This is a genomic window from Shinella kummerowiae (genome assembly GCF_009827055.1).
Classification (GTDB): Bacteria; Pseudomonadota; Alphaproteobacteria; order Rhizobiales; family Rhizobiaceae; genus Shinella; species Shinella kummerowiae.
In genome coordinates this window covers 181,602-207,165 of sequence record NZ_WUMK01000009.1, presented here as the reverse complement: position 1 = coordinate 207,165, position 25,564 = coordinate 181,602, and the positions used below count along the sequence as shown (strand labels likewise).

23 protein-coding genes and 1 riboswitch are annotated in these 25,564 nt (G+C 64.1%); of the genes, 12 read left to right on the top strand and 11 right to left on the bottom strand.

What is annotated here, in order from left to right; translation table 11 throughout:
- Nucleotides 1-13: 13 nt before the first annotated feature.
- On the top strand, nt 14-508 hold the full coding sequence (locus GR138_RS23155) for a 2-thiouracil desulfurase family protein (protein ID WP_160861623.1): 495 nt from the start codon (nt 14-16) through the stop codon (nt 506-508).
- A gap of 100 nt (nt 509-608) precedes the next feature.
- Here GR138_RS23155 and GR138_RS23150 read toward each other — a convergent pair whose 3' ends face one another.
- The 3 genes from GR138_RS23150 to GR138_RS23140 all read right to left on the bottom strand — a co-directional run bounded on the left by GR138_RS23150 (nt 609) and on the right by GR138_RS23140 (nt 2,776).
- Nucleotides 609-1,085 (bottom strand): plant virulence effector HPE1-like domain-containing protein, encoded by a 477-nt coding sequence (locus tag GR138_RS23150; protein ID WP_202402792.1) that lies wholly within the window; start codon nt 1,083-1,085, stop codon nt 609-611.
- Between the two features lie 104 nt (nt 1,086-1,189).
- Complete coding sequence (purD, locus tag GR138_RS23145; protein WP_160861622.1) at nt 1,190-2,461, bottom strand: phosphoribosylamine--glycine ligase; 1,272 nt, start codon at nt 2,459-2,461, stop codon at nt 1,190-1,192.
- A 75-nt stretch (nt 2,462-2,536) separates the two neighbouring features.
- Nucleotides 2,537-2,776, bottom strand: a complete 240-nt coding sequence (locus GR138_RS23140; protein ID WP_160861621.1) for a hypothetical protein — start codon at nt 2,774-2,776, stop codon at nt 2,537-2,539.
- Between the two features lie 170 nt (nt 2,777-2,946).
- On the opposite strand from GR138_RS23140, the gene GR138_RS23135 reads away from it, so the two are divergent.
- Both GR138_RS23135 and ubiA read left to right on the top strand, forming a co-directional pair.
- Complete coding sequence (locus GR138_RS23135) at nt 2,947-3,750, top strand: MipA/OmpV family protein (RefSeq protein WP_420853704.1); 804 nt, start codon at nt 2,947-2,949, stop codon at nt 3,748-3,750.
- A 56-nt stretch (nt 3,751-3,806) separates the two neighbouring features.
- The gene (ubiA, locus tag GR138_RS23130; RefSeq protein ID WP_202402791.1) at nt 3,807-4,760 is read left to right on the top strand and encodes a 4-hydroxybenzoate octaprenyltransferase; all 954 of its coding nucleotides are present in this window, start codon (nt 3,807-3,809) and stop codon (nt 4,758-4,760) included.
- On the opposite strand, the gene GR138_RS23125 is transcribed toward ubiA, so the two are convergent.
- The 3 genes from GR138_RS23125 to GR138_RS23115 all read right to left on the bottom strand — a co-directional run bounded on the left by GR138_RS23125 (nt 4,757) and on the right by GR138_RS23115 (nt 7,135).
- Nucleotides 4,757-6,130 carry an SAM-dependent methyltransferase gene (locus GR138_RS23125; protein ID WP_160861620.1) on the bottom strand — a complete coding sequence of 458 codons (1,374 nt, stop codon included), beginning with the start codon at nt 6,128-6,130 and terminating at the stop codon, nt 4,757-4,759. The genes ubiA and GR138_RS23125 overlap by 4 nt on opposite strands.
- Nucleotides 6,131-6,244: 114 nt before the next feature.
- The gene (locus GR138_RS23120; protein WP_160861619.1) at nt 6,245-6,415 is read right to left on the bottom strand and encodes a hypothetical protein; all 171 of its coding nucleotides are present in this window, start codon (nt 6,413-6,415) and stop codon (nt 6,245-6,247) included.
- Nucleotides 6,416-6,571: 156 nt separating this feature from the next.
- Nucleotides 6,572-7,135: a DUF6101 family protein gene (locus tag GR138_RS23115; protein WP_160861618.1), complete on the bottom strand. Its 564-nt coding sequence runs from the start codon at nt 7,133-7,135 to the stop codon at nt 6,572-6,574.
- 283 nt (nt 7,136-7,418) lie between these two features.
- Between GR138_RS23115 and GR138_RS23110 the strand changes: the two genes are divergently transcribed.
- Together GR138_RS23110 and GR138_RS23105 are read left to right on the top strand one after the other, a co-directional pair.
- A complete protein-coding gene (locus tag GR138_RS23110; RefSeq protein ID WP_160861617.1) occupies nt 7,419-9,740 on the top strand; it encodes a DUF1217 domain-containing protein in 2,322 nt (773 codons plus the stop codon).
- 179 nt (nt 9,741-9,919) lie between these two features.
- The gene (locus GR138_RS23105; RefSeq protein WP_160861616.1) at nt 9,920-10,708 is read left to right on the top strand and encodes a glucose 1-dehydrogenase; all 789 of its coding nucleotides are present in this window, start codon (nt 9,920-9,922) and stop codon (nt 10,706-10,708) included.
- Nucleotides 10,709-10,726: 18 nt separating this feature from the next.
- Here GR138_RS23105 and GR138_RS23100 read toward each other — a convergent pair whose 3' ends face one another.
- Nucleotides 10,727-12,157 carry an FAD-binding oxidoreductase gene (locus tag GR138_RS23100; protein ID WP_160861615.1) on the bottom strand — a complete coding sequence of 477 codons (1,431 nt, stop codon included), beginning with the start codon at nt 12,155-12,157 and terminating at the stop codon, nt 10,727-10,729.
- A 13-nt stretch (nt 12,158-12,170) separates the two neighbouring features.
- Nucleotides 12,171-13,145: an L-threonylcarbamoyladenylate synthase gene (locus tag GR138_RS23095; RefSeq protein WP_160861614.1), complete on the bottom strand. Its 975-nt coding sequence runs from the start codon at nt 13,143-13,145 to the stop codon at nt 12,171-12,173.
- 159 nt (nt 13,146-13,304) lie between these two features.
- On the opposite strand from GR138_RS23095, the gene GR138_RS23090 reads away from it, so the two are divergent.
- A complete protein-coding gene (locus GR138_RS23090) occupies nt 13,305-14,363 on the top strand; it encodes a diguanylate cyclase domain-containing protein (RefSeq protein WP_160861613.1) in 1,059 nt (352 codons plus the stop codon).
- Here the strand turns inward: GR138_RS23090 and GR138_RS23085 are convergent.
- Entirely contained in the window at nt 14,360-14,965 is a 606-nt protein-coding gene (locus tag GR138_RS23085; RefSeq protein WP_261001966.1) for a DUF6656 family protein, read from the bottom strand. The two genes, GR138_RS23090 and GR138_RS23085, sit on opposite strands and share 4 nt — an antisense overlap.
- Nucleotides 14,966-15,264: 299 nt before the next feature.
- Nucleotides 15,265-15,461: riboswitch (cobalamin riboswitch) on the top strand.
- 111 nt (nt 15,462-15,572) lie between these two features.
- Here GR138_RS23085 and GR138_RS23080 point away from each other — a divergent pair.
- Together GR138_RS23080 and GR138_RS23075 are read left to right on the top strand one after the other, a co-directional pair.
- Nucleotides 15,573-16,817, top strand: a complete 1,245-nt coding sequence (locus GR138_RS23080; RefSeq protein ID WP_160861611.1) for an aromatic ring-hydroxylating oxygenase subunit alpha — start codon at nt 15,573-15,575, stop codon at nt 16,815-16,817.
- A gap of 1 nt (nt 16,818) precedes the next feature.
- Nucleotides 16,819-17,922, top strand: a complete 1,104-nt coding sequence (locus GR138_RS23075; protein ID WP_160861610.1) for an FAD-binding oxidoreductase — start codon at nt 16,819-16,821, stop codon at nt 17,920-17,922.
- Between the two features lie 27 nt (nt 17,923-17,949).
- On the opposite strand, the gene GR138_RS23070 is transcribed toward GR138_RS23075, so the two are convergent.
- Both GR138_RS23070 and GR138_RS23065 read right to left on the bottom strand, forming a co-directional pair.
- On the bottom strand, nt 17,950-18,603 hold the full coding sequence (locus GR138_RS23070) for a metallophosphoesterase family protein (RefSeq protein WP_160861609.1): 654 nt from the start codon (nt 18,601-18,603) through the stop codon (nt 17,950-17,952).
- Between the two features lie 35 nt (nt 18,604-18,638).
- Nucleotides 18,639-19,730 carry a glycoside hydrolase family 25 protein gene (locus GR138_RS23065; RefSeq protein ID WP_160861608.1) on the bottom strand — a complete coding sequence of 364 codons (1,092 nt, stop codon included), beginning with the start codon at nt 19,728-19,730 and terminating at the stop codon, nt 18,639-18,641.
- Between the two features lie 196 nt (nt 19,731-19,926).
- Here GR138_RS23065 and GR138_RS23060 point away from each other — a divergent pair, with 196 nt between their 5' ends.
- The 4 genes from GR138_RS23060 to mcpU all read left to right on the top strand — a co-directional run bounded on the left by GR138_RS23060 (nt 19,927) and on the right by mcpU (nt 25,490).
- Nucleotides 19,927-20,472 carry a BA14K family protein gene (locus GR138_RS23060; RefSeq protein WP_246200638.1) on the top strand — a complete coding sequence of 182 codons (546 nt, stop codon included), beginning with the start codon at nt 19,927-19,929 and terminating at the stop codon, nt 20,470-20,472.
- A gap of 184 nt (nt 20,473-20,656) precedes the next feature.
- Complete coding sequence (locus GR138_RS23055; protein ID WP_160861607.1) at nt 20,657-22,429, top strand: acyl-CoA dehydrogenase family protein; 1,773 nt, start codon at nt 20,657-20,659, stop codon at nt 22,427-22,429.
- A gap of 9 nt (nt 22,430-22,438) precedes the next feature.
- Nucleotides 22,439-23,194 (top strand): crotonase/enoyl-CoA hydratase family protein, encoded by a 756-nt coding sequence (locus GR138_RS23050; RefSeq protein WP_160861606.1) that lies wholly within the window; start codon nt 22,439-22,441, stop codon nt 23,192-23,194.
- Nucleotides 23,195-23,393: 199 nt separating this feature from the next.
- Nucleotides 23,394-25,490 (top strand): methyl-accepting chemotaxis protein McpU, encoded by a 2,097-nt coding sequence (gene mcpU / locus GR138_RS23045; RefSeq protein WP_160861605.1) that lies wholly within the window; start codon nt 23,394-23,396, stop codon nt 25,488-25,490.
- Nucleotides 25,491-25,564: the final 74 nt, after the last annotated feature.

Sequence of the window (25,564 nt, the reverse complement as noted above, 5' to 3'; positions counted from 1 at the left end):
GGGGCGGGCGCTGATGGTCGGAAAAATCCTCATCAGTGCCTGCCTTGCCGGCCTGCCGGTGCGTTACAACGGCTCGGCGAAGCCGCTCCTGCATGCTGCTGTCGACCGCTGGAGGGCGGAGGGACGCCTGGTGACGCTCTGTCCGGAGCTTGCGGGCGGGTTTCAGGTGCCGCGGCCACCGGCGGAAATTGAAAACGGCTTGAACGGCGACGACGTGCTCGATGGACGGGCGCGGGTGCTGGAATTTTCTGGTGCGGATGTCTCCGCGGCCTATATCGCCGGTGCGCAGATCGCGCTCGACGTGGCCCGGCAGAACGGCTGTGAGCATGCGCTGCTCATCGACGGCAGCCCGTCCTGCGGGTCGGGTTTCGTCTATGATGGCAGCTTTTCCGGCGTGCGGCATGCGGGGCAGGGGGTGACGGCGGCGCTGCTGCGCCGCAACGGCATCGCCGTCTATTCCGACCGGCAGGTGGATCAACTGGCGAAAGATTTTGGAGAGGGCGGCTAACACGCCTGCGCCCCCGCTTGAGGTCAGGGGCGCAAAACGTCCGTTTTCACGGATCCGTCAGCCTGGAGGGACTGAAGGGCAGGGTCCCCCCAATATGGGGTCAATTGAGCCGAAGTGCAAATTTCGACGGATCAAACTCGCGTGAGGAGGCCATCGTCGCCGTTGCTGCCTTGCGTGCGGCGGTCTCGTCCACCGCGCTCGTCTTGGCGCTGGCATCGACGGTTTCCGTCGCCGTGGCGTTCTCTTCCGCCGGCTTTTCAACCTCTGCGGCCTGCGTCGTTTCCACCGGCGCCTTGCTGACGAACAGCACGGGCGAACCGCCCATCCAGGCCTCGGTGCGGAAGATCTTGCGCTCGCCGTCTGCTTCGCGGATCTCGACCTTCTGCGTGCCGGGCGCGATATCATCGACGTGGTAGGTGCTGAGCTCGCGCTTCGGCTTCAGGGGCGGGCAGTCGTTGCAACTGATCGCCTCGATGCTCGAACCTGCCGATGCGGCCGCGCCAACGGGTTCGATCGACCCGGCAAAGGCGGGGGCGGCAAGGAGCACGACGGCAAGGGTCGGCAGCAGGGTACGCATCACGGTTCTCCCTAATCAGTACAGGGAGAATAGCGCCCACCGGTTACGGTCCCGTCAGGAGAAATGGTAAAATTTGAGCAACCAGGCGGTTTTTAGCGACCGCCTCAGGCCTGTTCGCGGGCAACAGCGCGCCAGCCGATATCGCGGCGGCAGAAGCCGTTGTCCCATTTTACCCGGTCGAGTGCTTGGTACGCCGTCTTTTGTGCCTCCGCGACGGTCTCGGCGACGGCCGTGACATTGAGCACGCGCCCGCCGGTCGCCACCAGCGTGCCGTCCTTCAGGGCTGTGCCGGCATGAAACACCTTGGTGCCCGCGTCGTCGGCCGGCAGCGACAGGATCTGCGTGTTCTTTTCGTAGCTGCCGGGATAGCCCCTGGAGGCCATGACGACGGTCAGCGCCGGCGCGTCGCGCCATTCGGCGGAAACCTTGTCGAGCCGACCGATCGCCGCCGCATGCAGGATCGGCAGCAGGTCGCTTTCCAGCCGCATCATCAGCACCTGGCATTCCGGATCGCCGAAGCGCACATTGTATTCGATGAGTTCGGGGCCCTTCGCGGTGATCATCAGCCCGGCGAAGAGCACGCCCTGGAAGGGGTGTCCATCCGCCGCCATGCCGCGGATCGTCGGCTCGATGATCTCCTTCATCGTGCGTTCAACCATGTCCGGCGTCATCACCGGAGCCGGCGAATAGGCGCCCATGCCGCCGGTGTTGGGGCCGGTATCGCCGTCGCCGACGCGCTTGTGATCCTGGGCGGAGGCAAGCGGCAGGGCATTCACACCGTCGCAGAGGCAGAAGAAGCTCGCCTCCTCGCCGTCGAGGAACGCTTCCACGACGACTTCCGCGCCGGCTGCGCCGAATGCGCCGTCAAAGCAGTCGTCAACGGCGGCAAGCGCCTCGTCGAGCGTCATGGCAACAGTCACGCCCTTGCCGGCGGCAAGCCCGTCCGCCTTGATGACGATCGGCGCGCCCTGTTCGTTGACGTAGGATTTTGCGGAGACGGCGTCGGTAAAGCGCTGATAGGCGCCGGTCGGGATAGCGTATTTGGCGCAGAGGTCCTTGGTGAAACCCTTGGACCCTTCGAGCTGGGCGGCCGCCGCGGAGGGGCCGAACACATCGATGCCATCGGCGCGCAGCACATCGGCAATGCCGGCGACAAGCGGGGCCTCCGGGCCGACGACCACGAACGTCACGCCATTCTCCTTGCAGAAGGCCGAGACGGCGGCATGGTCGTCGATGTTGAGCGAAACGAGTGTCGCGCATTCGGCAATGCCGGGATTGCCCGGCGCCGCATAGAGCGTGGTGAGAAGGGGCGATTGCGCCAGCTTCCAGGCAAGGGCGTGCTCGCGTCCGCCCGATCCGATCAACAGAACCTTCATGCCCGCACCCTCGATCCGTCCTTGGTTTCAGGCGGGTTAAGCGGGTGAGGCCGAAAGGTCAAGGGCTGCGGGGCGTCAGAGCGTCGCCGCACCCTTTTCCTCGACGCCGCGGCCGAGGTTTTCCAGCTCGGTGTCGATCAGGTGCACGTCCTCGTACCAGCCGTCATCCTCGACCATGGCGCTCTCGGTCGCGGCGCGCTGGAGGGCGCGGGCTTCGGTGCGCAGCTTTTCGAGTTTTTCGATCTTCTCCTTGCGGGAAAGGCCGGTGTCGTTGCGAATTGCCTGCAGCTTCAGTTCCATCGTGCTGACGGTCATGGGAAAACTCCTTGTTTCTCCTGTCGAAAAACGCAGACTGGAGCGAATCGTTCCTGCCGTGCGGCCGGAGCGATGGTTAGCGAAACGGTAATGAAACGCGGCTAATGTTCACCAAATCAAAGATTTCGGCAGCCCGCGGCGGGTCTGCCGGTGAAGCGAGGATTTTAGTTTTGCGTATCCGTGTTTCGACCGCAATGACTGCGGCCGCCCTGCTGTTTGCGCCCGCCAGCGCCCTTGCCGGCGATTATTTCTGGTCCGGCGACTGGTATCTGAAGGTCGGCGCAGCCGGCTTTGCCGCCCCGGACTATGAAGGCGCCAAGAAATACCTGTTCCAGGTCACGCCGATGATCTCGCTCGGCAAGGCCGGCAGCACCGTGCGTTTCTCGTCGCGCAACGACAACCCGTCCTTCGCGCTCATTGACAATGGCGGCTTCCGCGCCGGTGCGACCGGCAAGCTGGTCATGTCGCGCGACGACGGCGATTCCGACGACCTCAAGGGCCTGACGCCGGTAAAGTTCGGCGGCGAACTCGGTGCCTTTGCCGAAGCCTACCCGACCGACTGGCTGCGCGTGCGCGGCGAAGTGCGCCACGGCATCCGCAGCCACGATGGCATCGTCGCCGATATTTCGGCGGACGCCTTCGTCGACGTGCGGCCCGATGTGCGCCTCTCGGCAGGACCGCGCGTCACCATCGCCTCGAACGACTACATGGACACCTATTACGGCGTGAAGCCGAACCAGGTGGCAGAATCGGGCCTTGCCGCCTACGATCCGGATGGCGGCATCCATTCGGTCGGCGCTGGTGCCGCCATCACCTGGCAGGTCAACGAAAAGATCGAGACTAGCGCCTTTGCCGAATACAAGCGCCTCGTCGGCGACGCCGCGAAGTCGAGCCTTGTCAAGGAGCGCGGCGACAAGGACCAGTTCCTGATCGGCCTCTCCGCCACCTACCGCTTCGATTTCACGATGCCGTAGTTGGCTGCGGCTTCGTGCCGGCTTGACCGGGGCGAGGCCGCTTGCGATCTAGGGGCATGATCACCTCTCCGTCCGATTCCGGCCGCGTCGCCGATGCGCCGTCCAACAACTGGGTCTACCGCGCGTTGCCGCGCGGCGCCTGGCCCTATGCACAGCTTGCGCGCTGGGATCGGCCGATCGGCTGGCAGCTCCTGCTCTTGCCCTGCCTCTGGTCGACGGCGCTGGCGGCCAATCTTTCGGCGGCGGTCGGCACGTTCGATCTGACGCGTTTCGTCACGCATCTCCTGCTCTTCTTCGTCGGCGCCGTCGCCATGCGCGGCGCCGGCTGCACCTATAACGACCTCGTCGACCACGATATCGACCAGGCGGTCGCCCGCACCCGCTCGCGCCCCCTGCCGTCCGGCCGCGTCACGCGCCGGCAGGCAAAGATCTTCATGGCGCTGCAGGCGCTTGTCGGCCTCGTCGTGCTGTTGCAGTTCAATCTTTTCGCCATCGTGCTCGGCGTCGCGTCGCTGGCGATCGTCGCGATCTATCCCTTTGCCAAGCGCTTCACCGACTGGCCGCAATTCTTCCTCGGCATGGCCTTTTCCTGGGGCGCACTGATGGGCTGGGCGGCGGAATTTTCGGAGGTTTCGAGCGCCTCTGTCGCGCTCTATATTGCCGCCATTGCCTGGACGATCGGCTACGACACGATCTATGCCCACCAGGACAAGGAAGACGATGCGCTGATCGGCGTGCGCTCCACCGCGCGTCTGTTCGGCGAGAATACGGCGCAATGGCTGATGGGTCTCTACGGCCTGACGGTGGCGCTAATCGCGCTGTCGTTCTGGCTTACCGGTGTCGGCCTCGTCGCCTGGCTCGGCCTTGCCGTTGCCGGCATCATGCTCGCCTGGCAGATCGCCACGCTCGACATCGATGATCCCGAACAGTGCCTGGCACTGTTCAAGTTCAACGGTGTCGTCGGGCTGATCCTGTTTATCGGCCTCGTCGCCGCATTGCCCTTCGCTTAAGCGGTTTTTCGCGCAGTTTCGGACGCGTCGTCCGTCCCGATGCGGCGGGCGCCGCCATATTCGGTGATGCGGTCGAAGCCGACGCCGGAGGCGCCGGAATGGCGGCTGGTCGCGACCACCTGGAAGGCGTTGAGCGCGCCGCGGTGGAAGGAGAGGGCGCACAGCGACAGGTAGAGCAGCCAGATGCGCGTCTGCGGCATGCCGACGAGGGCGGCGCCCTCTTCCCTGCGATCATAGAGGCGGCGGACCCAGTGTTCGGTCGTGTAGCCGAAATGTTCGCGCACGGCCTCGACCTCGTGGACCTCGAAGCCTGCCCGTTCCAGCGCGCCGGTGGTCATGCCGACATGGTCAAGCTCGCCGCCGGGGAAAATGTATTTGACGATGAACTGCATGTAGGGCGTGAGTTTCGGAAAATCCTCCGGCCGCTCGGTGTTCCGCCGGAAGCTTGCCTGGCCGAAATAGACGCCACGCGGGCGCATGTGCTTGCGCAGGTATCGATAGAAATCGTGGTGGTTGGCGATGCCGACATGCTCGATCATCTCCACCTGCGCGATCTTGTCGAAGATCTTGTCGTCGGAAATGCTGCGGCAGTCACGCAGCTCGATCTTGACCTTGTCGCCCAGACCCATCTTGGCGATCTTGGCGTTGACGAAGTCGAACTGTTCGGTGGACAGCGTCGTGCCATAGGCGTCGACGCCATAATGCTTTGCGGCATAGCACAGAAGGCCGCCCCAGCCGCAGCCCGGGTCGAACAGGCGATCGCCCGGCGCCAGGCGCAGCTTGCGGCAGATGAGGTCCAGCTTGTTGAGCTGCGCGTCGTCGAGCGTGGCATCGGGTGTCGGGAAATAGGCCGACGAATAGACCATCTCCTCGTCGAGGAAGAGGCTGTAGAACTCGTTGGAAAGATCGTAGTGGAAGCCGATCATCTCCTTGTCGTCGCGCCCGCTGGTCGGGGTGGCGCCCGCCTTCTTGGTAAAGCGCTTGACGAAGGACGAGGCCGAATAGCTCTTGAGCAGGATGGGCAGCGCCATCTTCAGGAGCCGCGCCTTGTTGACCTTCTTGGGAAGCCGCAGGAACTGGAGATGATCCACGCCGCGCATCGCATCGACCGGGTTTGCGCCGACAATGTCGAGGTCGCCCGTGGCATAGAGTTCGGCGACGCTGATCAGCGATGGTTCGCGCAGCAGGCGGCGCAGCACGTTGGCGGAAGCAACGACGAAGCGGATTTCCTCCTGTGCGCCCTTGCCGAGCGGGATGACCGTGCCGTCCCACAGTTCCAAGGCAACATTGACATTGAGATGCTTCGCCAGCTCCCCAATGACAGCCTTGGTGGCTTCCAGTTCACGCTGCGTACCGAGTTCACGAGACATGCAAGACTTCCCGACGTTCAAAACCGGAGTGCAATTGCGCTGTTTCACGCCCGGATGTCAACCGCTGCGGGCAGGCGCCGGGCAAAAGGCGCACCGCATATGCAGGCCTGCGGCCTAGCGGTAGCGGGGTGAACGCGCGCCGACATGCGGACGCTCTTCCGAACGGCGCAGGGTCGCCGGGTGCATGGCGATCTCGAAACCCCGGCGCGGCGGGCGACCACGTTCGATGAGCGCTGCATCGGCCTTGCGGATCTGGACGAGGAGGGTGGTGAAGAGCTTTGCCATGACGATCGGTCCCTTGCGTTCGTGCGGACTTTGCCGCTGTGTTGAACGCTGTTTCCCACGCCGGGCGCCGGAAACATGTTCCGCAGGGAACAGGGCACGAAAAAGCCGGCCGCAGGGACGGCCGGCTCTTCCGGAGGTCATGTCTTCGTCGGGGCATCAACGCCGGGCGATGATCTCCCGGCCGTCGATCTTCATCTGGACGCCGAGCTTGCCCGTCGTGCGGCGCACGAGGAAGCGTGGGCGGCGATCCGCAAAGTAGGAATGGCGGCGGCGCGGCTTGGCAGGGCGGCTGCCGACAGTCAGATTGTCATCGAGCGGGCGGGCGATGCCATCGGCTTCGACCATCAGCATCGGAATGCGGTAGGCATCCGCCCAGCTGCGCCAGTCGGCGGCGATATCGCAGAGGTCATGCGCCACGAGCAGCGGAATGCAGAGGTCTGGGTCGGGATGGTGCAGTTCGAGGGTAACGGTCACGTCGCCGTTGCCGTGGTCGATGGCGCGGGCGGCGACACCCTTGAAGGCTCGGGCCGGCAGTGCGATCGAAAGCGGCAGGCCGCTCGATGGCAGGACCTTGCGCAGCACGGCGCCGCGTTCGTCGAGGGTGATGGTGGCATCGGTTCCTTCGCCACGCAGCTCGAACGTCACCTGCTGCGGGAAGCGCTTGGGATCGAGCCGGAGCGTGTTGCCGGCCCATGCCGGCTTGGAAACGGTATTCAGCATGTCTTTCGCCCTTGTTTTCCTTGAGAGCCCTATCCGGTCTTCTCATTGGGACTTTGCGTCCTCTGAGGGGGAGAATAGGCGGGCCCCCTTCCTCGCCGCTTAAAAATTGCGGTTAAGAAAACTTTGCGCTTCCCGATGGTTAGCAAAACCGCACGGCACAGGGTTTAGGGAAGGTGAACGGCGCGGCCGGCTTGTGTCCCACGCCCTCGAAAGGCCGGGACAAGCCTCGCGCGCGAAAATAGCCTTCGATTGGCCTGCCGTTGCCACGAAGGAAGAGTTGCCGATGCTGTCCACCTATACGAGCTACAACCTCATCGCGCGCGACATGTTGACGTCGCTGGACCGCACGGCGAGCGAGACGACGACGGCGCGCGAGGCGGCATATTACAAGGAGAACATCGGAAAGGTTTCCTCCGTCGATGAGTTCCTCGACGACTACCGGCTCTACTCCTACGCCATGAAAGCGCACGGCCTGGAAGAGATGACCTATGCCAAGGCCTTCATGCGCAAGGTGCTGGACAGCGATATCTCGGACGCCAACAGCTTCGTGAACATGCTGACCGATACGCGCTATCGCGACTTCGCCACCGCCTTCAGCTTCACCGGCGCCACCGCCGTGGCGCAGACCGAGGTGCAGCTCGACGAGATCATCGGCCTCTATTCCGCGACGGCCGCCAGTGCGGGAGACGTGATCAAGGAAGAGACCCGCTATTACAACATCGTCATCGACACGGTGACGAGCACCGACCAGCTGCTCAACAATGAGCGCCTGCGCAACTACGTGTTCACCGCCTATGGCATCGACCCGGAAAACTATTCGCGCGCGGCGATCAAGGGCGTGCTGTCGAGCGATCGCAACGACCCGGCAAGCTATTTCAACACGGAATTCGAGGCCAAGGCGACGGCGGCGACCGCAGCACGACAGGCGGCGAGCGACGAGCTGGCGGGGCTCGAATCGAACGCCGCCAACCAGGCGCGCATCAACCAGCTCAAGGCGGAGATCAACCGGCAGACGGCCATCATCACCAATGTCGACAAATACCGCACGCTGGCGGATGCCTTCAATTTCAACCCGGATGGCACGGCGACCGCCGGCACCGTACAGGACGCTGACCAGAAGAAGAGCACGAACGAGCTTTACACGCTCTCCAATCCGCGCGTGACAACGGCGGCGGCACTGATGAACAAGGAATATTTCGAAAGCCGGATCGGCAGCATCACCACGGCCAACGAACTCGTCGCCGATCCGCGCATCGTGTCCTATCTCAAGGTCGCCTTCGATCTCGACAAGCTGTCCGTTGCCGGCCTGACGCTGCGCAACATCATCACCAGCGACCCCGACCCGAACAATGCGACGAGCTACATCAACCTGTTCGGCGGTGCCGACAAGGAAAAGTACATCGCGTTGCGTGCGGTCTTCAACTTCCAGGAAGACGGAACGCTGGCGGCCGGCGACACGCCGCAGACCGCCGCCCAGACCGCGACGACCGCGCGCGGCTACATGGTCCGCTACAACGATGCCGACGACGAGGCGGACGAAACCGCCATCAAGCGGTTCAAGGGCCAGATCGGCGCGGTGAAGACCGTTCAGGATTTCCTGGGCGAGGCGACGATTTACGACTTCGCGTTGAAGGCCTTTGGCCTCGATCCCACGAAGGTCTCGGCGCTGACGATCAAGAACGTGCTGAAAAGCGACCTCAACGATCCGAAGAGCTACGTGTACCAGCTCGACGACGAGCGCTATGTGGAACTTGCCAAGGCGTTCAATTTCGGGTCGGACGGCAATATCACCCAGCCGAAGCTGGCGCAGTCCGAATCCGAAATCCTCGTCATGTCGCGCGGCTATGTGGTAGAGAAGTCCCGTTTCGGAACGGAGGACGACCGCAAGCTCGCTGAGGAAGAGGCGAAATATTACTCCGTCCAGATGCAGAAGATCGATTCCGTCAAGGACTTCCTGTCCGATCCGCGCCTCGTCGCCTTCGTTCTGGAAGCCAACAATATCGATCCGGCGAGCGTCGATGCCGAATTCATGGCGAAGATCTTCACCTCCGATCTCGACGATCCGAAGAGTTTTGTGAACCAGCAGGCCGACCGCTCCTATCGCAAGATCGTCGCCTCGTTCAACTTCAACGCCGAAGGGCTTGTCGAGCGGCCGGACGACGCGCAGATCCAGTCGCGGCGCGGCATCTACGAGACGCTCGACAACTATGTCCGCCAGATGCTCGAAGAGGAAGCCGGCAACGACAATGCCGGCGTGCGCCTCGCGCTCTATTTCGAGCGCAAGGCGGACACGATTTCGAGCGCCTACGATCTTCTTGCCGACGACGCGCTCTTCGAGGTCTTCAAGGTGCTCTATCAGTTGCCGGACGAAATCGGCAGCGCGGATATCGATGCCCAGGCCGACATGATCAACCGCTATCTCGAGCTGGAAGACCTGCAGGATCCGGGAAAAGTCTCCAAGATGATCGTCAAGTTCGCCGTGCTCTACGATCTCGACAATCAGAGCACGACCGATCCCGCCCTTTCGGTGCTGACCGGTTCCGGCACCGCCGGCATCAGCGCCGACCTGATGATGTCGCTGGCGCAGCTGCGCACCGGCGGCTGATTCTGGATGCCGCAACACCTGTGGCACGTGCCACACATGGTGCGGCGCGTGCCACATATGCCGTGGGCGGTCGCTTCATCGTTCACGGAGTAACCGATTGATTTTCTTCGATCTGAGAAAAATGGCACGACCTTTGCTCTTTCTGTTCGACCCCGCGAGGGTTCAACAGGGAGGAAGCCATGTCCATAAGCACCAAAGATCGTTCCATCATTGTAACCGGGGCCGGTCGCGGTATCGGTGAATCGATTGCCCGCGGCCTTGCCGTCGCCGGCGCCAGATTGACGATCGCTGATATCAACGAAGACAGTGCCCGCAGCGTTGCCGACAGCATCGTCAGCGAGGGCGGAACAGCTATCGGTGTTGCCGTCGATGTGGTCGATCGCGCCAGCGTCAGGGCGATGATCGAGGCCACTGTCACCGCCCATGGCCGCCTCGACGTCATGTTCAACAATGCCGGCATCGCGCAGGTGCGGCAATTTCTCGATATTACCGAAGACGACTGGCATCGCGTCATGGACGTCAATGGACTTGGTGTGCTCATCGGCATTCAAGAGGCGGTGAAACAATTTATCAGCCAGGGCGGCGGCGGCAAAATCGTCAATACCGCATCGATCGCGGGCAAGCAGGGTTACGAGCCGCTCGCACACTACAGCGCCAGCAAGTTCGCCGTCGTGGCGTTGACCCAGGCGGCTGCCCGGGCCTTCGGTGCGCACAAGATAAATATCAACGCGATCTGCCCCGGCGTCGTCGCGACAGACATGTGGAAGCTCATCGACAAGGGCTTCAAGGATGAAGGCTTGACCAGTCGCGAAAACGAAGCATTCGAGAACTTTTCCGCCGGCATCCTGCTTGGCCGGCCGTCCGCCGCAGATGACCTGATCGGTATCTCCCAGTTTCTCGCGTCATCGGGTTCGGATTATGTCACCGGCCAATCGATCGTCGTCGATGGCGGCATGGTTTTGGTCTGACAGGCGGGATCTACGCCTTCAGGCGTTGACGACCTTGCCGGGGTTCATGATGCCGGCAGGGTCGAAGGAACGCTTCACCCTTCGCATGAGGTCCATCTCGATCGGTTCGCGCACATCCGCCAGCTCGTCGCGCTTCAACTGGCCGATGCCGTGCTCGGCGGAAATCGAGCCGTTGTAACGCAGCACGATGCCGTGCACGAGGTGGTTGATCTCGCGCCAACGGTCGAGGAAGGCCTGTTTGTCGGCGCCCACGGGCTGCGAGATATTGTAGTGAATGTTGCCGTCGCCCATATGGCCGAACGAGCAGATGCGCGCCCCTGGAATGGCCGCCATCACCGCCGCATCGGCTTCCGCCATGAACGCCGGAATAGCCGAGACGGGCACGGAGACGTCGTGCTTGATCGAGCCGCCCTCCGGCTTCTGCGCTGGCGACATGCTTTCGCGCATGTGCCAGAGCGCCCGGCGCTGCTCTTCGCTGGAGGCGATCACCGCATTTTCGACGAGCCCCGCCTCGATGCCTTCGGACAGCAGCGCTTCCATCATGCGCGTCGCCGTCTGGGCGTCGTCGGAGGTGGAGATCTCGATGAGCACATACCAGTCGTGCCGGGTGGCGAGGGGATCGCGCACGCCCGGAATGTGGCGTGTGGTGAAATCGACGCCGAGACGCGGCATCAGTTCGAAGCCGGTCAGCGCAGGGCCGCAGCGGCTGGAGGCACGCTCGAAGAGGGTGAGGGCGTCCGCCACCGATTTCAACCCGGCAAAGGCGACCTCGTGGCCGAGGGGCCGCGGGAGCAGCTTGAGCACCGCTCCGGTAATGATGCCGAGCGTGCCTTCCGCGCCGATGAAGAGATCGCGCAGGTCGTAGCCCGTATTGTCCTTCTTGAGGCGGCGCAGCCCGTTCCACACCTCGCCGGTCGGCAACACGACTTCGAGACCGAGGCAGAGCTGGCGCATATTGCCATAGGCAAGCACGGCGGTGCCGCCGGCATTGGTGGAAAGGTTGCCACCGATCTGGCAGGAGCCTTCCGAGCCAAGCGACAGCGGAAACAGCCGGTCTACATTTTCTGCCGCCTTCTGGATGTCGGCAAGCACCGCGCCGCCATCAGCGACGATGACATTGCCAACGGGATCGACATCGCGGATGCGGTTGAGACGGGAGAGCGACAGCACGACATCCGTCGCATCCTCGCGCGGCACGCTGCCGCCGACATGGCCGGTATTGCCGCCCTGCGGCACGATGGCCGTGCGGGTTTCGGTGGCCAGCGCCAGGATGGCCGAGACCTCCTCGACGGAACCGGGCCGCAGCACCAGCGGCGACGTACCATGATAAAGCCCGCGGCTTTCGATGAGATAGGGCGCGATGTCCCGGTCTTCGGTGAGCGCATAGGCCTCGCCGGTAATGGCGGCGAAACGGGTGATCAGGTCGGGAGAAAGCGTTGCCTTGGCCATCACGTCGTCCTTGTTAGCCGCGCGGCGCGGCCGCGCGCTGCAAACGGTCGTTGATCGCCTCGCCGAGGCCATCTGCGGGGATCGGCGAAAAGGCGATCGAGCCTGCGCCGGCGGCGTCCGCCTGTTTCATATAGCCGAACAGATTTGCGGCCGCTTCCGCGAGATCACCGCTGGGGCTCAAGTCCAGCACGAGCGCCGCATCGGCCTCGCCGGGAAGCGTCTTGCCGCCGAAGCGGATCAACACCTCGCCCGGCCGCACATCGCTGGCATTCAGCCGCACGGGCGCGTCGGGCGCATAATGCGAGGCGAGCATGCCCGGCGCCTCGATCGTCGCGCCGGCCGTGTCGTTGCGCAGCACGGGGCGGCCGGTGATGCGTTCCACCTCGGCCGCATCCAGCCCGCCGGGCCGGAGCAGCCGGATCGTCTCGCCCTCGACCTTGAGGATGGTGGATTCGAGCCCCACGACGGCAGGCCCGGCATCGAGCACCAGCTCCAGCCGCGCGCCAAAATCCTCGGCAACATGGCGGGCGGTCGTCGGGCTGATCCGGCCGGACGTGTTGGCGCTGGGGGCTGCCAGTGGCCGTCCGAAGGCGGCAAGCAGCCGGCTGGCGAAACCGGTCGGCACGCGGATACCGACCGTGTCTAGGCCCGCGCGCGCCAGTGGGTGGATGGCGCTCTCCGGCCGGATCGGCAGAATGAGTGTCAGCGGGCCGGGCCAGAAGGCCTCTGCAATCTGGCGGGACAGCGGGTCGAAGACGGCATGTTGCTCCGCCATGGCGAGATCGGCCATATGGCAGATCAGCGGATTGAAGCGCGGCCGGCCCTTCATCTCGTAGATGCGGGTGATCGCCAGCGGATTGGTGGCATCGGCGGCAAGGCCGTAGACCGTTTCCGTCGGGATGGCGACCGGCACGCCGCGGCCGAGCACGTCTGCTGCCCGCGCCAGCGCCACTTCCGGTTCCGTCCGCGTATCCACGATGTCCGCCATGTCGCCCTTCCGTCGTTTCCGGCTTCCTTTACAGGGCTTTGGCGGCAAATGCCAAGGGCTCGGGCGGTTTGCCTAAAATTCGAACGACCGGATTAGAGGGGTCGAAAGAGCGGCCTGCTAGGGATGGGGTGAACAGTCCCGCACGCAGGTCCCCAATTCATGGCTCACAAGAAATCCTCGACGACCGACATCGCCTTGCGCGTCGCAACGGCCATGAAGCAGATGGGCATCGATGGCCTGCCGCGCAATTACGAACTGGTCTACGAGGCCTATGCCGGCGCCAATCCGGATCTGGTGCGCGATTTCGTGGCACTCGGCAAATACAAGACCCAGGCCATGCTCGACGAGCTCGGCCGGAAATATCTGCCGCACCAGCACGAGGCGAGCGTGCTGCAACGCTCCGCCGGTGCGATCAGCGGCGAGATGAGCAATTTCATGGACCTTCTCAGCCAGGAGCGCACATCGCTTTCCGATTATGGCCGGTTGATCGGCGAGGCCTCGCAGGTCATTCGCAACGCGGGCGGCGAGGACGTGCTCGGCGGCTCGCTTGCGGCCCTGCAACGCGCGACGGAACTGCGCGTCAGCCACACCGCGGAAATGGCGGCAAAGGTCGCCGCGCAATCTGCCGTCATGGAAGGTATCCAGAAGGAGATGGCGGATTTCGAGGCGATGAAATTCGTCGATCCGCCGACGAAGCTCGGCAACCGTCGCGCCTTCAACAAGGCGCTCGCCCGCGTCTATGCCAATCCGGACCTGCCGATGCTCTGCGGCGTCGTCGTCGCCGAGGTCGATGCCGACCGCCGCTTCTCGCCGGCCCAGATCGAGGCCCTTTCGGACCATCTCGTCACCTTCTACGGCGGCCTCATCCGCCAGGCGTTCCCGACCAGCGACCTCGCCGTGCGCTTCGACGGCCTGCGCTTCGGCTTCCTGTTCCAGACCTCGGACGAGGGCGAGGTGACACGGCTTGTCGATCTGTTGCGTGCAGCGTTCCAGACGATGGCGCTGCGCGACCCGCGCACCGGCCGCAATCTCGGCCATCTGACCCTGTCTGCCGGTGTGTGCATGTCGGACCGTGCCGAGAGCGCGCTCGACCTGGCATCGGCCTGCGAACGGGCGCTTCTGGAGGCAAAGGGCGCCGGGGGCGATCTCGTCGTCGTCTACGGTCGCGGCGACGAAGTGCCGGCGGGCAAGGAATGGATGCTGTACCGGGCGTCCTAAATCGCGCGGATGACCTTGCGCAGTGCCTCGTTGCGGGCGCCGAGCATCAGCACATTCTTCATGGCGAGCTTCGGGTCGTCGGTGCGGAAGATCACGCCGTTGCCGCGCACCTTGCGGTCGATGGTGAGGCGGCCTTCCTCTTCCGTCGGGGTGATCGCGATGGCGAAATACATCCGGCCCGGCTTCTTCGAAATGCCGGCAAAGAACTGGTCTTCGTCGCCGATCTCGGCAAGGAAGTTCGTCATGTAGAAAGCCCATTGCACGTTCGGGAATTCCGCGAAACGGGAATTGGCCACCGTGATGTGGCAGTAGCCGAGATGCGGCGTTTGGGCGAGCGTGCGGTGAAAGATCAGCTTGGGAAACTGGATCGTCTCATGAAAGCCGTTGATGCGGTCGTGGGTGACATTGCCCGCCCGCTCCAGCTTGCGGCCGGTGCGCTCGGCCACTTCCTGATAGGAGAGGTAGCGCTTCTCGCTCGGGCTCCAGCTGACGTCACGGTCGATACGGCCGGTCCGCAGGAACTGAGTGTGGATGGCTGCTTTCGGCGGGTTGGCGCGCTTGTAGGCTACGGCGTCGTAATATCGAAATTTCGTCTGCTGCACGTGGCGGCACTCCATCCTCGCGCCCTGATCGCACACAAGAGTAAGAAAACGTCGTTAAGCAATCCTTGCTGACGCACTCCCAATTCCTGTCTCGCCGATATCATGGTCGCAATATGACAAGCGCATAATGCGTGACCCCGGCGTTGCTGCGGGCAGGGCAATCCGCCGAAAAATTGGGCATATCGCTTTGGTATGACTGGAAAAAGCCGGATCGGTGCACCTCGTTCCTTCTGGAATACGCTGTCGTCAAATCAGGAGGCCGTGTCGTTTTTCGACATGTTGTGCGCCGATTCTTGCGCTTAGATAAGCACACTCAAGGTGCCACTTCTCAGGGAGGGTGGAGAATTGGGAAGCCGGTTGAAATCCGGCGCTGCCCCCGCAACGGTGTTGGAACAAGGTGCAGCAGAAGCCACTGGACGGGAGGTCTGGGAAGGCGCTGCACCGGTCCTTCGGGACATTCCTCAGCCCGGAAACCAGCCTGGAGAAACGATCGTGACTGGCTGCGGCGGGCGGCCGGGAAGCGTGCAATTCGTGCGGCTTGCCGCCCGGATGCCGTCTCCTTCCGTGCGCCTCGGTCTTCAAAACCTGGATATTCTGAGGATCCGGCATGGACATTCGCAGCGACGTGCTCCGCAAGCTCAAGAACCGGCGCGACGGCTACAGCCTCGAGCAGGCCTTCTACATCGACCCCGATCACTACAAGCTCGACCTGGAGACGATCTGGTACCGCGACTGGCTGTTCATCGGCCACGACTGCGAGATCCCCAAGGCCGGCAACTATTTCACCGTGCAGGTCGGCGACTATCCCGTCGTCATCACCCGCGACCGCTCCGGAACGGTGCGCGCGCTGCACAATTCCTGCCGCCATCGCGGCTCGCGCGTCTGCACCCAGCACAAGGGCTCGTCGGCCAAGCTCGTCTGTCCCTATCACCAGTGGACCTACGAACTCGACGGCTCGCTGCTCTTCGCGCGCCACATGGCGGAGGATTTCGACAGGACGCAGCACAGCCTGAAGCGTATGCATTGCGAGACCGTCGGCGGCTACATCTTCGTCTGCCTTGCCGACGAAGCGCCTGATTTTGCGCCGTTCCGCGCCCTGGTCGAACCCTATCTCACCCGTCACCGCCTTGGTGAAACCAAGGTTGCCTTCGAAAGCACGATCATCGAGAAGGGCAACTGGAAGCTCGTCTGGGAAAACAACCGCGAGTGCTATCACTGTGCCGCCAACCACCCGGAACTCTGCCGCACCTATCCGGAAGCGCCGAGCGCCACCGGCGTGCAGGGCGCCAAGGACGATCCGGTGATTGCCGAACACTGGGCCAAATGCGAGGCCGCTGGCCTGCCGAGCGAATTCCGCATGTCGCCGACCGGTCAGTTCCGCGCCGCCCGCATGCCGCTGATCCAGGATGCCGAGAGCTACACCATGTCGGGCGCGCGCGCCGTCGCCCGCCCGCTGTCCAGCGACGTGCTGGAAAGCCGGATTGGCACGCTGCTGCTCTTCCACTACCCGACGACGTGGAACCATGTGTTGGCCGACCACGCCATCACCTTCCGCGTGCTGCCGCTCGGCCCGGAACTGACGCAGGTCACCACCAAATGGCTCGTCAACAAGGATGCGGTGGAAGGCGTCGATTATCGTCTCGACGAACTCACCCATGTCTGGACCGAGACCAACGACCAGGACCGCCGGATCGTCGAGGAAAACGCCTTCGGCATCCGCTCGCCGGCCTACCAGCCTGGACCCTATTCCCCGGAGGACGAAGGCGGCGTCATGCAGTTCGTCGAATGGTACGCCAATTTCATGATTGAACGGCTCGACGGCGCCAAGCGGCCGCTGTCGCGGGTGGCCTGACATGACGATCGCCAGCCATTTCCGCCATTTCGACGAACTCAATCCCTGGCACGACCGCCACAATCTGCTGGAATGTGTCGCCGCCACCGTCGAGACGACGGATGTGATGACCTTCACCTTCCGCTCGGATCGCGACAACTGGTTCCGCTACCTGCCGGGCCAGTTCGTCACGCTGGAACTGCCGGTCTCCGAAGACGAGCCTGTGATGCGTACCTACACGCTGTCCTCGACGCCTTCGCGTCCCTTCACCGTCGCCGTGACGGTGAAGGCGCAGAAGAATTCGATCGGCACGCGCTGGATGTTTGACCATCTGAAGCCGGGCATGACGCTGAAGGCCTTCGGCCCGCTCGGCGACTTCTCCTTCGTGCGCTATCCTGCGGAAAAGTACCTCTTCATCTCGGCCGGTTCCGGCGTCACGCCGATGATGTCGATGACCCGCTGGATGTCGGACTGCGCGCCGCAGTCGGATGTCGCCTTCGTCACCTGTGCCCGCAGGCCCGACGACCTGCTCTTCAAGGCCGAACTCGAATGTCTGGCGGCCCACATGCCGAACCTGGCGCTCGGCTTCGTCGTCGAGGGCCACAATCCGCGCGACGGCTGGCATGGCCTGCGCGGCCGCATCGACGCCGCCCGCCTGTCATTGCTCTCGCCCGACTTCCGCGACCGCACCGTCTTCTGCTGCGGCCCGGAACCGTTCATGCGCGGCGTCAGGGACATGCTCAAGGTCTGCGGCTTCAACATGGACCGCTACCATGAGGAAAGCTTCCAGCCGGCCGCAGCGCCCGCGCCGGAGGAGATCGCCATTCGGGCCGGCGCCGGCGAGATCGAGGTCGACGCCAATGCGGTGGCCACCATCTCCTTCACCATGGCCGGCAAGGAAAGCAAATGCCCGCCCGGCCAGACGATCCTGCAGACGGCGCGTGCCGCGGGCGTGCGCATCGGCGCGGCCTGCGAGGGCGGCCTGTGCGGCACCTGCCGCGTCATGAAGGTCTCGGGAGAGGTGGACATGCGCCACAATGGCGGCATCCTCGACGACGAGATCGAGGAGGGCTACATCCTCGCCTGCTGCTCGCGGCCGATCGGCGACGTGTCGATTGAGGCGTGACGCGATAGGAACGCCGGGGCGTCCCGTTTATGCATCACCGGCGGCCGCGACTTCGATGAAGTCGACCGGCCCGCCGGCGATGGCATCGTCGAAAACCGCGCAGACGAGTTTGCCGCCAAAAACACAGGCGCCGTCGATATTCGTTCGGTTGCCGACCGTGATCGGGTTGGATTTCGACGGCGTGTGGCCGTGCACCAGATGCCTGCCCCAGTAGTCCTCTGACTGGTCGGATTTAAACCGCAGCCAGAGCAGGTCGCGCCGGCTTTGCCGTTCCAGCGGAAAGGCGGGCGATACGCCGGCATGGACGAACAGCCTGTGTTCATCGGCATGCAGGAGCGGCAGTTTCGCCGCCCAGTCGAGACAGGCGGCCGGCACGCGGCCGTCGAACGATATTTCGGTCTCGAGGCCGCCATTGTCGAGCCACCAGTCGCGCTCGCTGCGCCCTTCATAGGCTCCGCACATCATGTCTTCATGGTTGCCCATCAGGCATATCCAGCAGAAGGCGGCGGAGGGGCCGGCCATGAGCCGGTCGAGCACCGCGCGGCTGTCCGGCCCGCGATCGATATAGTCTCCCAGAAAGACCACGGTGCCGGAAGCCGCATAGGCCTCGATACGGGCGAGCAGCCTGTTCATCGGGTCGATACAACCGTGGATGTCGCCAACGGCGAACGTATAGGCCATGCGGATACTGCCCCTGCGGACCGGAGGGCTGGCGCTCAGAAATCCTGGTAGTTCATCGGCGTGACCTCGACCACGCGAGGCCCGAGCAGGGTGGTCGTGGTGCCGTTCGCCATGATGCCGGCGCGAACCTCCGCGCTGACCGTCATGGGGAAGGGCGTCTTGCCGTCGGCGAGCGTGACGATGCCTGCCGTCTGGGCCCCCGTGCCGATGGTGACGGTCGCTTCGACAGTCGCCTTCAGGGCGCCGCCCGTCGGGATGGACGCGGTCAGCATCTCGTCCAGCGGTTCGAAGGGTTTTTCCGGCAGCAGTGCGCCAAACGTCCAGGCCTTTTGCAGCTCTGCCTTGGTCATCGGCGCGACGTTGACGTCGATGTCGTTTTCCGCCCCCTTGACGCGATACGGGCAGCGGCGCTTGGAGCAATTCGCCGCGGCGGAGAACTGCCAGAGCGCATAATTATCCCAGTTGCCCATCGGGAACGCCCCCTCAATCCCCGGCTTGTAGCGGGCATACCAGAGCGGCAGGCGCGAGAGGATGCGGTACTTGTCGCGGTTGAGCGCGATGTGCCGGGCGGTGGAATGGTTGGTATAGAGCACCGGATAGCGGCCGGTGCGCGTCTTCACGTGGCCGGCAAAGATCTGCGCATCCTCGAGCGACATGTAATTGTCGGGTTCGATACCCTCGATGTCGAGCACCATCATCTCGTCATCCTGCGGCTTGGCATAGTCGAGGAAATGATTGGCCTGGTCGATCGGGTTGCCGGGACGGGCGAGGTGATAGGCCCCCCACAGCAGCCCTTTGGCACGGGCCAGCAGGCGGCGCGTTTCGTAGAGCTCGCGGCTCACGGCATATTTGCGCCACATGGTCTTGCAGTGCGCCACCGTGTCGCCGCTGTGCTCGCCCTTGCAGCTATAGCTTTCCGGCAGGCCGTCGGAGGCCTTCGAGATGAAGCCGGCAATGCGTTTGTCGGAGAGCATCTCGGACCAGTCGATTTCGTTCAACTCGTAGGCGTCGATGACGATGGCGTTTTCCGGCGTCTTCCACGGTTCCACATCGGCTGCCCGGGTGGAAAAGGGCAGGGTCGCCAGCGCCATGAGGGCGACGAGGCCGGAAAGATGCTTGGGGTTCATGGACGCTCCTGTTCGATTCCCGCGCCTCCGCAAGCGGTCATCGTGCGACAGGCATGGTTAACGGAGGGCTAACGCCCGCCGCCTATTGAAAGTGCTGCCCGATGAAGCACATATGGAACGAAAGGGACTTTGGTGCGTTTCGCGTTCAAATTGCCATTCGAGCAAGAGCCGAAAGGCACCGATAGGGAGAAGTGTCATGAAGCTAATCAGCAAATGTATGGCCGTCGCGATGTCGGCGCTGTTTGCCCTAACGCCCGTCGTGCCCGTAAACGCGATGCCGGTGGCGGGTTCCGTCAGTCAGCCCGTCACGTCCACCGGCGGAAGCGATGTGCAATTGGTGCGTGATCGCGATCACCGCCGCTGGATCAGACGTGGCGATCGCGGCTGGCGTGGTGACCGCGGTTGGCGCGGCGATCGCGGCTGGCGGGAGAGCCGCAGATGGAACCGGAATCGCCATGTCGGCTGGCGTGACCGCGGTGATCGCTATGGCTGGTACCGCGGGCATCGCGGCTACCGCCACTATCGCCACGGTTATCGCAGCCACAACGGCTACTGGTTCCCGCTTGCCGCGTTTGGTGCCGGTGCCATTATCGGCGGCGCGATTGCCAATGACCGCGGCTACGTCGGCGGTGGTTCGCACGTAAACTGGTGTGCCAACCGTTACCGCTCGTATCGTGCATACGATAACACCTATCAGCCCTACAACGGACCGCGCCGTCAGTGCCTGTCGCCGTATCGCTGACCGGTTGAAATAACAGATGCCGGGCCTCCGGCACAGCAAACAGGCCGATCGGACAGTGTTCCGGTCGGCCTTTCTGCTTTCAGGCAGGCGTCCATCAAGTTGACGTTTACGTAAAAATCAATAATCTGCTGCCAACACGTCGCCGCAGCCCGAGCCCGGGAGAGCGGATGGGAGGAGGATAAAGATGTACAAGGCGCCGGTCGAGGAGATTGCGTTCACGCTGAAACACGTGGCGGGGCTGACGCCCGCACTGGACGGCGGGCATCTTGGTGATCTGACGGACGATCTCGTCGACGCCATCCTGTCCGAGGCCGGCCGCTTCGCCACCGAGGAGGTCGCACCGCTTGCCGCAATCGGCGATACGCAAGGAGCGCGTTTCGTCGACGGCACGGTCTCCATGCCCGATGGCTGGCCGGCGCTCTACAGGGCCTGGGCGGAAGGCGGCTGGAACTCGCTGACGGCCTCGCCGGATTTCGGCGGGCAGGGACTTCCGCATATGCTGCATGTCGCGGCGCTTGAAATGTGGAATAGCGGTTCAATGGCCTTCGCGATCGGCCCGACGCTGACGATCGGTGCCATCGAGGCGCTGACGGCGCACGGCTCCGACCACCTCAAGAGCACCTACCTGCCCAAGATGGTGTCCGGGGAGTGGATGGGGTCGATGAACCTCACTGAACCCCATGCCGGTTCGGATCTCGGCGTCATGAAAACCCGCGCCGAACGCCGCGACGACGGCACCTACCGTCTCTTTGGCCAGAAGATCTTCATCACCTATGGCGAACACGACTTTACCGACAACATCGTGCATCTGGTGCTGGCCCGCCTGCCGGACGCGCCGGCCGGCACGCGCGGTATCTCGTTGTTCCTCGTGCCGAAATTCCTTGTGAACGACGATGGCTCGCTTGGATCCCGCAACGATGCGCATTGCCATTCCATCGAGCACAAGCTCGGCATCCACGGTTCACCGACCTGCACGATGATCTACGGCGACGGCCGCTTCGGCGACGCGCCGGGCGCCATCGGCTGGCTGATCGGCGAGGAGAATCGCGGACTCGCCTGCATGTTCACCATGATGAACAATGCCCGCCTCGCCGTCGGCATGCAGGGCGTGGCGATTGCCGAAGCCGCCACGCAGAAGGCGATCGCCTATGCGAAGGAGCGAACGCAGGGCAAGGCGCCCGGCCGGCAGGGGTCGGGCATGAGCCCGATCATCGAGCATCCGGATGTCGCCCGCATGCTGCTGACTATGAAGGTGCTGACCCAGGGCGCCCGGGCCATCACCTATGCCTGCGCCCACGCCGTCGATCTATCGCACGGCGATGATGCAAAACACTGGGCCGACCGTGCCAGCCTGCTTACGCCTATCGCAAAAAGTTTTGCCACCGATGCCGGCGTCGATGTCTCCTCGCTCGGCGTGCAGGTGCATGGCGGCATGGGCTTCATCGAGGAGACGGGGGCTGCCCGCCTCTATCGCGACGCCCGCATCGCGCCGATCTACGAGGGCACGAACGGCATCCAGGCCATCGATCTTGTGACCCGCAAGCTGCCCTTGTCGGACGGCAACCACATCCGTGGCTTCATCGCCGAACTGCGCGAGATCGCCGCGAAGGCTCGCGCGGCAAACACGCCTGAACTCGGCGAGACCGGCGCCCGGCTCGAGGCCAGCATCGCCGATCTCGAAGCCGCCACCGAATGGCTGCTTGCCACGCTCGCCGAGGGCAAGCAGGCCGAAGCCCTCGCCGGTGCCACGCCCTATCAACGGCTGTTCGGTCTGGTACTGACCGGCGCCTATCTCGCCAAGGGTGCGCTTGCCGATGGCGGCGACGGCCGCAATGGCGAACGCGCAGTCCTCTGCCGCTTTGCCGCGGAAAATGTCATCGGGGAAACGGTCGCGCTCAAGGACCGTGTCATGAGCGGTGCCGCAAGCCTTGCGGCGGCGCGCGCGGTTCTGGGCTGAAGGAAAAACATGACCGACCATATTCTGATAGAACGCCCGGAAAATGCGCCCGGTGTCCAGATAATCCGCCTCAACCGCGTGGAAAAGAAAAACGCCATCACGCGTGCCATGTACCAGGCGATGACGGATGCGCTGAAGGAGGGGGATGCGGATGAAAGCGTGCGCGCCACCGTCTTCCTCGGTTCGGAAGGCTGCTTTTCCGCCGGCAATGACCTCAACGATTTCATGGCGTTTGCCATGGGCGGCACGATGGGCCGCGAGGTCATCGATTTCCTCCATGCGCTCGCCGCCCACACCAAGCCGCTCGTCTCCGGCGTCGATGGCCTGGCGATCGGCATTGGCACGACGATCCATCTGCATTGCGACCTGACCTACGCGTCGATCCGCACGGAGTTCCGCACACCCTTCGTCGATCTCGCCCTGGTGCCGGAAGCCGCCTCCAGCCTGCTGGCCCCGCGCCTGATGGGCCACCAGCGCGCCTTCGCATTGCTCGCCGCCGGTGAGGGCTTTTCCGCGACCGCAGCGCGTGATGCCGGGCTCATCTACGCCGTCGTCGAACCGGCGGCGGTGGAAGAGCAGGTTTTGACGGCCGCAAGGCGCCTCGCCGCCAAGCCGCCGCAGGCGCTCGCCATCGCCCGCAACCTCATCCGCGGCGACCGTGCCGATGTTGCCACGCGCATCGACGAAGAGGCGGGACATTTCGCGGCACAATTGAAAAGCCCGGAAGCCCGCGCCGCCTTCGAGGCCTTCATGGCGCGCCGCTGAGGGTCTATCCGGCGAGCCGCTTGCGATTTGTGGTCTGTCAATTTTAACAGGCCCTTAAACACGTTTTCCTATGGTGCGGCCACTTTCCGGCGTCCTGCCGGCGGCCGCATGATGCGTCCGATCCTCGCCCTCCGGCATGCCGTTCAGCATCAAGCGCCCGCCGCCCCGGCGGGACGCTCCCGAAGGAATATCGCGCCCCATGTCCAAGCGCTCCAATCTCATGACGCGCATCCTCGTCGTCGCGTCTCTCGTCGTCATTGCCGCCTTTACCGGCTTCTCCGTCTATATCGACAGCCTGCAGCGCAGCGTGCTGACCAACTCGGTCGAGGAAAGCATCGATAGCTCCGGCAAACAGGCCGCCCAGAGCATTGCCAACTGGCTGAACGCCCGCGTGGCGCTGACCGAGATGGCGGGCAATGCCGCGGGCAAGGCGGCCGATCCCGCCGGCATCGAGGCGGTGTTGCAAAATGACGTGCTGGTCGGCCAGTTCATGACCACCTATGTCGGTGACGAGGCGGGCATCTTCACGCAGTGGCCGAAGTCGGACATGCCGGAAGGCTATGATCCGCGCAAGCGCCCCTGGTATCAGGATGCCGTCAAGGCAAACGGCGCCGTGCTGACCGAGCCCTATATCGACGCCTCCACCAACGGCCTGATCATCAGCTCGGCCGTCCCCGTCAAGCGCGACGGCAAGCTCGTCGGCGTCGCCGGCAGCGACTTTTCGCTGGCATCGCTTGTCGACATGATCAACTCGGTCGATCTCGGCGGCATGGGTTTTGCTTTCCTCGTCAACAAGGATGGTCAGATCCTCGTGCACCAGGACAAGGCGCTCGTCACCAAGACGCTCGCCGATGCCTTCCCGGGGGCGACGCCCGCCATCGGCGGTGGCATCGCGCACACGACCTATGCCGGCAAACCGGTGCTCGTCTCCTTCGTGCCGGTCACCGGCCTGCCGTCGGTGGAATGGTATCTCGGTTTCACCATCGACAGGGGCATGGCGTTCGCCGCCATCGACCAGTTCCGCATCGCCGCGACGATTGCCACCGTGCTCGCCGTCATCGTCATGATGGGCTTCCTCGCCACCGTGCTGTCGCGCCTCGTCGTACGCCCGGTCAAGGACATGACCGGCGCCATGGACAAGCTCGCTTCGGGTGACGTGCGCACGGAAATCCCCGGCCAGGACCGTACCGATGAGATCGGCCGTATGGCGGCGGCCGTCGCCGTGTTCCGCGACAATGCCATCGAGCGCACCCGCCTCGAAAACGCCGCCGAGGAGGGCCGCGTGCTGTCCGAAGGCGAACGCCGCGAGCGTGAGGCGCTCAAGGCCCGCGAGGCGGCCGAAATCCACCACGCCGTCGAGGCGTTGGCGGATGGCCTCGGGCGGCTTGCCGAGGGGGACCTCGCCCACCGCATCGACACCCCCTTCGCCGGCCATCTCGATCGCCTGCGCACCGACTTCAACCACTCCGTCACCAAGCTGCACACGGCGATGACGACGGTCGGCCAGAATGCCCGCGCCATCGATGCCGGCGCCATGGAAATCCGCACCGCCGCCGATGACCTCGCCCGCCGCACGGAACAGCAGGCCGCCTCCGTCGAGGAGACCGCCGCAGCACTTGAGGAGATCACGACGACCGTGAAGGACTCGACCCGCCGGGCGGAGGAGGTCGGCTCGCTGGTTTCGCGCACCCGCAGCGGCGCGGAAAAGTCGGGCGAGGTGGTGCGCCGCGCCGTCTCGGCCATGCAGGGCATCGAAAAATCCTCGAGCGAGATCACCAACATCATCGGCGTGATCGACGATATCGCCTTCCAGACCAACCTGCTGGCGCTGAATGCCGGCGTGGAGGCAGCGCGTGCCGGTGAGGCTGGCAAGGGCTTTGCCGTCGTCGCCCAGGAGGTGCGCGAGCTTGCCCAGCGCTCGGCCAATGCGGCCAAGGAGATCAAGGCGCTGATCACCACGTCGGGCGAACAGGTGCGCTCCGGCGTGTCGCTGGTCGACGAGACGGGGGCGGCGCTGGAAGCGATCGTGCGCGAGGTGCAGGAGATCAACGGCCACGTCAACGCCATCGTCACCGCCGCCCGCGAACAGTCGACGGGGCTGCAGGAGATCAACACCGCCGTCAACACGATGGACCAGGGCACGCAGCAGAACGCCGCCATGGTGGAGGAACAGACCGCCGCCAGCCACGGCCTCGCCGCCGAGGCCGCAGCCCTCAACGCGCTGCTGGCGCAGTTCCGGCTCGGGCAGGGGGCTGCAACCTACGCCGCCAGCCCGGCGGCGCGGCGCGCGGCCTGAACGAAACAGGCGCAGCTTCCTGTCGCAATGCTGTGGCTTTGCGACAGGACTTTATCCGGGAAAATCAACACGAA

What these genes read in the sequence shown, in the direction of transcription:
- GR138_RS23155 (WP_160861623.1), top strand. Translation starts at nt 14, where the DNA reads ATGGTCGGAAAAATCCTCATCAGTGCCTGCCTTGCCGGCCTGCCGGTG.
- GR138_RS23150 (WP_202402792.1), bottom strand. Translation starts at nt 1,085, where the DNA reads ATGCGTACCCTGCTGCCGACCCTTGCCGTCGTGCTCCTTGCCGCCCCC.
- purD (WP_160861622.1), bottom strand. Translation starts at nt 2,461, where the DNA reads ATGAAGGTTCTGTTGATCGGATCGGGCGGACGCGAGCACGCCCTTGCC.
- GR138_RS23140 (WP_160861621.1), bottom strand. Translation starts at nt 2,776, where the DNA reads ATGACCGTCAGCACGATGGAACTGAAGCTGCAGGCAATTCGCAACGAC.
- ubiA (WP_202402791.1), top strand. Translation starts at nt 3,807, where the DNA reads ATGATCACCTCTCCGTCCGATTCCGGCCGCGTCGCCGATGCGCCGTCC.
- GR138_RS23125 (WP_160861620.1), bottom strand. Translation starts at nt 6,130, where the DNA reads ATGTCTCGTGAACTCGGTACGCAGCGTGAACTGGAAGCCACCAAGGCT.
- GR138_RS23120 (WP_160861619.1), bottom strand. Translation starts at nt 6,415, where the DNA reads ATGGCAAAGCTCTTCACCACCCTCCTCGTCCAGATCCGCAAGGCCGAT.
- GR138_RS23115 (WP_160861618.1), bottom strand. Translation starts at nt 7,135, where the DNA reads ATGCTGAATACCGTTTCCAAGCCGGCATGGGCCGGCAACACGCTCCGG.
- GR138_RS23110 (WP_160861617.1), top strand. Translation starts at nt 7,419, where the DNA reads ATGCTGTCCACCTATACGAGCTACAACCTCATCGCGCGCGACATGTTG.
- GR138_RS23105 (WP_160861616.1), top strand. Translation starts at nt 9,920, where the DNA reads ATGTCCATAAGCACCAAAGATCGTTCCATCATTGTAACCGGGGCCGGT.
- GR138_RS23100 (WP_160861615.1), bottom strand. Translation starts at nt 12,157, where the DNA reads ATGGCCAAGGCAACGCTTTCTCCCGACCTGATCACCCGTTTCGCCGCC.
- GR138_RS23095 (WP_160861614.1), bottom strand. Translation starts at nt 13,145, where the DNA reads ATGGCGGACATCGTGGATACGCGGACGGAACCGGAAGTGGCGCTGGCG.
- GR138_RS23090 (WP_160861613.1), top strand. Translation starts at nt 13,305, where the DNA reads ATGGCTCACAAGAAATCCTCGACGACCGACATCGCCTTGCGCGTCGCA.
- GR138_RS23080 (WP_160861611.1), top strand. Translation starts at nt 15,573, where the DNA reads ATGGACATTCGCAGCGACGTGCTCCGCAAGCTCAAGAACCGGCGCGAC.
- GR138_RS23075 (WP_160861610.1), top strand. Translation starts at nt 16,819, where the DNA reads ATGACGATCGCCAGCCATTTCCGCCATTTCGACGAACTCAATCCCTGG.
- GR138_RS23070 (WP_160861609.1), bottom strand. Translation starts at nt 18,603, where the DNA reads ATGGCCTATACGTTCGCCGTTGGCGACATCCACGGTTGTATCGACCCG.
- GR138_RS23065 (WP_160861608.1), bottom strand. Translation starts at nt 19,730, where the DNA reads ATGAACCCCAAGCATCTTTCCGGCCTCGTCGCCCTCATGGCGCTGGCG.
- GR138_RS23060 (WP_246200638.1), top strand. Translation starts at nt 19,927, where the DNA reads ATGAAGCTAATCAGCAAATGTATGGCCGTCGCGATGTCGGCGCTGTTT.
- GR138_RS23055 (WP_160861607.1), top strand. Translation starts at nt 20,657, where the DNA reads ATGTACAAGGCGCCGGTCGAGGAGATTGCGTTCACGCTGAAACACGTG.
- GR138_RS23050 (WP_160861606.1), top strand. Translation starts at nt 22,439, where the DNA reads ATGACCGACCATATTCTGATAGAACGCCCGGAAAATGCGCCCGGTGTC.
- mcpU (WP_160861605.1), top strand. Translation starts at nt 23,394, where the DNA reads ATGTCCAAGCGCTCCAATCTCATGACGCGCATCCTCGTCGTCGCGTCT.